Here is a 4,957-nt window from a genome sequence, read left to right as displayed (position 1 = left end):
GGGTGGGCGCCCCCCCCTCGCGCGCGCGGCGGGGGTTCCCCACGCCCGGCGGGGCCCGCGGGGGGGGGGCGGGGGGGGGGGGGGGGGGGGGGGGCGGCGCCCCCCCCCCCCCCGCCCCCCCCCCCCCCCCCCCACAACTTATCGCGAGCATCAGCCCTCGAGGCCGCGCGTGGATCAGCGCTGGACGCCCGTCGCGACGACGTCGGTCCAGAGCTGGTTGGCCAGGTCCTTCGCGGCAGCCTGCAGCAGGGCCGGCACCTGGGTGTCGAAGCGTGGCTGGGCGGCGTTGAGCGGCAGGGCCTGGCTCACGCGGTAGCTCTTCGCCACGATCTTGCCGCGGGCGACGATGCGGCAATCCGCCTGCAGGTCGATCGCGGTACCCGGCACATCCGCCTGCGGGGTGGCCACCACGGCCACGTCCACATTACGGCAGCCGATGATCAGGTCGGTGAAGTACTTCGGCTGCAGCGTCGTGCGCAGCTGGGCCTGGATGACGCCGACCACATCGGGCGACACCTGCACCAGCGCCTTCGCGTCGAGACCCTTCACAGTGATAACCGTGGCGCCCTTGTTCTCAACCGTAAGCCACGGCGAGTCCGGGCTGGCGGCGACCATGCGGGTGGCATCGGCTTCGATCATGGATTTGCCACCACAGGCGGCGAGCAACAGGGCCGCGGCGGCGACCGGCAAACACTTCATCACGTACAAAACCCCTGGTTTCCCCCAAAACAAGCCGGGCAATGTACCTGCCGGGGGCAGCCGCGGCAATGCGTGCCGGCCTGCCAGGCGCAGGAGTTGCGGCGTGGAACGCAGAACCGAGGGGAGTCAGGGCGGCGGCAGCAGGTCGTCCAGGTCGATGCCGTTCTTCGCGCGGGTCATGATTTCGTCGGGAGTCGGGCCCTGTCGGGTCAGGTCCACCATGTCCTGGTTCATGAGCACGTAGGGGCGCATCCGCGCTTCATACGCTGCGAACGCCTCATCGGCGTCCTCGCGGTTCCGCCCAAGCTCGCGCGCCAGGACAAAGGCGCCCACCAGCGCGAGGCTCGTGCCCTGCCCCGAAAACGGCGAGGCGCAATGCGCGGCGTCGCCGGCCAGCACGACACAGCCCTTCGACCACGCCGGCATGCGGATCTGCGCCAGTTCGTTGTAGTAGAACTCGCTGGCCTCGCGCATCGCCCGGATCAGCCGCGGCATGTCGCCACCGAATGAAGCACAGCGGCTGGCGACTTCCTCGCGCTGCGCCGCCGTGTCATCGCGTGCGATCTGCTTGCCGTCCGTGCCGAAGCCGACGCCGACGCGCAGTTCCGTCTTGTCCCGGCTCGGGTAGATGACGAACCCCGCCGTCTCGCTGCGATGCGCGATCTCCCAATCGGCCTGCCCGAGCAGGTTGGGCGTACTGAACAGCGCGAGCACCACGTCGAGCGGCCGGACGACCGCGGCTTCATCGGCAAACACGAGCCGGCGCGTCTTCGAGTAGATGCCATCGGCACCGATGACCAGATCGAAGCGGCGGACCGCGCCGCTCGCGAACGTCACCTCCGGCGCGATGCCGTCATCGTGGATGGCGGCGATGCTCTCGTCGTAGATCTGCTCCACGTCGACGCCGAGCACCGCGGCGAGCATGGCGCACAGGTCATCGCGGAAGATCTCGATGTCATCGCTGTCGAGGCGGCCGGCGCTGAAGGTCCGTTCGGTGGTCCGGGACAGCTCGCGGCCTTCGGCATCGATCACCTGCATGCCCTTCAACCGCGTGCGCAGGGAGCGCGCCTGCCCGAGCAGGCCCATGGCCGCGACGACATCCAGGGCCTTCCCGCGGATATCCACCGCCTGGCCCCCACGCCGTAGCGCCGGCTCGCGTTCGACCAGGGTCACCCGGAACCCCTCGCGGGAAAGCCAGTAGGCGGCCGCGAGGCCGGCCACCCCTGCACCAGAGATGAGGACATTACGGACCATGGCTTCCCTCTCGACCGTGCTTTTATCGGGCCGGTGACACTGTACGGAACCCCCGCGCTTCCGGTTTGTCTCAATGCACGATGTCGGCAGGTTGTGCACCCTGCCGAATTTGTCTCTACGGAGCGACCGGCGCTTGCCGATAGTCCCGGGATGCATATCTGGATTTCACTGATGGCGGGTGGCCCCCAGGATGGCCAGCGTTTCACACGAGAGTTCTACACGCCCCGGAGCGTCCCGCCGGCCATGCGCGCGAGCGATGGCCAGGTGTGCTGCCCGGTCGCGATGCGCGCCACGGCCAAGGCGGCCGTCTGCGTGGTCGTCCATCCGCATGCCCGCCCGGAGGAGATCGAGCGGGCTATTGATGCCATGGTGGCAGCCTGTGAAGGTGAGGCGATTTCCGGCAAATAGCTGTTAAGTGTATGATGTGCCTTTCAATCCTCCGGCAGGAATCCTCGTTTGGCCTTTTCCGCACGCGCCCCTGAGCCCGGCGACGCCCTCACCCGGCTGAACTGGCAGGACTTCGAGCATCTGCTCGCGGAGCACTACCGCGCGCAGGGCTACCGTGTGGAACTGTTTACGGCGCACGACCTGAAGGCGCTGGGCCAGACCGGGCTGGACATGCGTCTGTTCCGCGGCAGCGAGAGCACGATCGTCCAGTGCGGCCAGTGGGACGCGATTTTCGTGGACCTGCCTGAAGTCCAGAAGCTCATGAGCGCCATGCTCAACGAGGCCGCCAGCCGCGGTGTGCTCGTCACCCGGGGTGCGTTCACGCCCGCCGCCCGTAACGCCGTGCTGCGCCAGCCGCGCGTCCACCTGGTGGATGGCGAGGTGCTGCGCGCCATGCTCAAACTGCCCGACCATCTCGACACCGCGCCGGTCGGCACGCGCCCCGCCGAGAAGGTCGCCCGCACCGCCGCAGCCGCTCGCCGCCGTTCCAGCACGAAGGGCAACCCCCGCGGCCTGGTCGTCCCGGCGATCATGGGCGTCGTCATCCTTGGCCTGCTCGGCCTGTTCGGCTGGCGCGCGATGAGCACGCGTGAGGATGCCCCACCGTCGGCCGCCGCATCGGCTTCGCCGCTTTCCACCGCCTCGGCGGCGCCGGCACCCGCGCGCACGCCGCCGCCGGTGATCGAGCCCGCGCCGGCCCCGGCCAGCGCCCCGCTGACGTCGGCCCGTGCCGCCGACGCGGCAGCCAGCGATGGCCTCGCCCGCGAGCTTGCCGCGCGCGAGCGCGCGCGCCTTGAGGACGCCGCGGCGAGCCGCAAGAAAGCGGAAGACGCCATGAAAGTGATGGAGCGCAATACGCGCGAGGTCGGTTCGTACCAATAACGCGCGATCTTTCACGCGTTTGCCATCACCCCGGGCCTAGGCTGGGCAGCGAATCCTGCCGCTCCCCGGACCCTCCCCATGACCGATACGCCGCTCGATCCCGATCTGCTGCGCCGCATGCATGCCTACTGGCGCGCCGCCAACTACCTCACCGTCGGCCAGATCTACCTCCGCGACAACCCCATGCTCGACGAGCCGCTGAAACGCGAGCACATCAAGCATCGCCTGCTCGGCCACTGGGGCACGACCACCGGCCTCAATTTCATCTACACCCACCTCAACCGCGCCATCGTCGAGCGCGACCTCAACATGATCTACGTGATGGGCCCCGGCCACGGTGGACCCGGCCCGGTCGCGCATACCTATCTCGAAGGCTCGTACACCGAGATCTACCCGCGCATCGATCGCAGCAAGGCAGGCATGCGCGAACTGTTCCGCCAGTTCTCCTGGCCGTACGGCATCCCGAGCCACGTCGCGCCGGAAACGCCGGGTTCCATCCATGAAGGTGGCGAGCTGGGCTATTCGCTTTCGCACGCGTTCGGCGCAGCGTATGACAACCCCGAGCTGATCGTCGCCTGTGTCGTCGGTGATGGCGAAGCGGAGACCGGTGCGCTCGCGACGAGCTGGCACTCGAACAAGTTCCTCAACCCCGTGCGTGATGGCGCGGTGCTGCCGATCCTGCACCTCAACGGCTTCAAGATCGCGAACCCTACCGTGCTCGCGCGCATCGAGCCCGATGAACTGCGTGACCTGATGCGCGGCTACGGCTACGAGCCACACTTCGTCGAAGGCCACGAGCCTGAGAAGATGCACCAGGCGTTCGCCGCGGCGCTGGATGCCTGCCTGGATGAGATCCGCCGGATCCAGAAGGAAGCACGCGAAGAGAGCGCCGACAACGCGCGGCGCCCGCGCTGGCCGATGATCGTCCTGCGCAGCCCCAAGGGCTGGACCGGCCCGAAGGAGGTGGATGGCAAGCCCGTGGAAGGCACCTGGCGCGCGCACCAGGTGCCGCTGTCGAACTTCGACAAGGACGAGCATGTGCAGCAGCTCGAAGACTGGATGAAGAGCTACGACGCGCACGAGCTGTTCGATGAGGAAGGCCGCTTCCGCGAAGAGTTCGCCTCGCTTGCGCCGAAGGGCCAGCGGCGCATGGGCATGAACCCGCACGCGAACGGCGGGCTGCTGCTGAAGCCGCTGCACATGCCGCACTTCGCGCCGTTCGCCGAAGACGTGAAGACACCTGGCGACCACAAGGCCGAAGCGACGCGCGTCCTCGGGCGCTTCCTGCGCGAGGTGATGCGCCAGAACATGCATACGTTCCGTGTGTTCGGCCCCGACGAAACCGCATCGAACCGTCTCGAAGCGATCTATGAAGCGAGCCCGAAAACCTGGCTGGCCGAATACGAGGGCGTCGACATGGATCTCGCCCCCGATGGGCGGGTGATGGAGGTGCTGAGCGAGCACCAGTGCCAGGGCTGGCTCGAGGGTTATCTGCTCACCGGGCGCCATGGCTTCTTCTCCTGCTATGAGGCCTTCATCCACATCATCGATTCCATGTTCAACCAGCATGCGAAGTGGCTGAAGACCACGCGGAAGATGGAGTGGCGTCCTCCGATCGCTTCGCTGAATTACCTGTTGAGTTCGCACGTGTGGCACCAGGACCACAACGGCTTCT

At 67.8% G+C, this 4,957-nt stretch carries 5 protein-coding genes; 3 read left to right on the top strand and 2 right to left on the bottom strand.

The genetic code is table 11. The features are described from left to right. Positions 1–174 precede the first annotated feature (174 nt). Both ACTHLF_RS07995 and ACTHLF_RS07990 read right to left on the bottom strand, forming a co-directional pair. On the bottom strand, positions 175–699 hold the full coding sequence (locus ACTHLF_RS07995) for a hypothetical protein (protein ID WP_440326391.1): 525 nt from the start codon (positions 697–699) through the stop codon (positions 175–177). 126 nt (positions 700–825) lie between these two features. Next, positions 826–1,953 (bottom strand): FAD-dependent oxidoreductase, encoded by a 1,128-nt coding sequence (locus tag ACTHLF_RS07990; protein WP_440326390.1) that lies wholly within the window; start codon positions 1,951–1,953, stop codon positions 826–828. 243 nt (positions 1,954–2,196) lie between these two features. Here ACTHLF_RS07990 and ACTHLF_RS07985 point away from each other — a divergent pair, with 243 nt between their 5' ends. The 3 genes from ACTHLF_RS07985 to ACTHLF_RS07975 all read left to right on the top strand — a co-directional run. Then, positions 2,197–2,361, top strand: coding sequence for a hypothetical protein (locus ACTHLF_RS07985; RefSeq protein WP_440326388.1), 165 nt, complete (start codon positions 2,197–2,199; stop codon positions 2,359–2,361). Positions 2,362–2,409: 48 nt separating this feature from the next. Continuing rightward, the gene (locus ACTHLF_RS07980) at positions 2,410–3,282 is read left to right on the top strand and encodes a restriction endonuclease (protein ID WP_440326386.1); all 873 of its coding nucleotides are present in this window, start codon (positions 2,410–2,412) and stop codon (positions 3,280–3,282) included. Between the two features lie 78 nt (positions 3,283–3,360). After that, positions 3,361–4,957: phosphoketolase (locus tag ACTHLF_RS07975; protein ID WP_440326384.1), on the top strand; the 1,597-nt coding region annotated here is incomplete at its 3' end.

Origin of the sequence: Luteibacter sp. (genome assembly GCF_051958795.1) — a bacterium.
Classification (GTDB): domain Bacteria; phylum Pseudomonadota; class Gammaproteobacteria; order Xanthomonadales; family Rhodanobacteraceae; genus Luteibacter.
The sequence above is the reverse complement of the archived record's forward strand: the minus strand, read 5'-3'. Positions and strand labels throughout refer to the sequence as shown.

Bases quoted from the DNA above. Each gene is read 5' to 3' on its own strand.
- ACTHLF_RS07985 (WP_440326388.1), top strand. From the start codon at position 2,197: ATGCGCGCGAGCGATGGCCAGGTGTGCTGCCCGGTCGCGATGCGCGCC.
- ACTHLF_RS07990 (WP_440326390.1), bottom strand. From the start codon at position 1,953: ATGGTCCGTAATGTCCTCATCTCTGGTGCAGGGGTGGCCGGCCTCGCG.
- ACTHLF_RS07995 (WP_440326391.1), bottom strand. From the start codon at position 699: ATGAAGTGTTTGCCGGTCGCCGCCGCGGCCCTGTTGCTCGCCGCCTGT.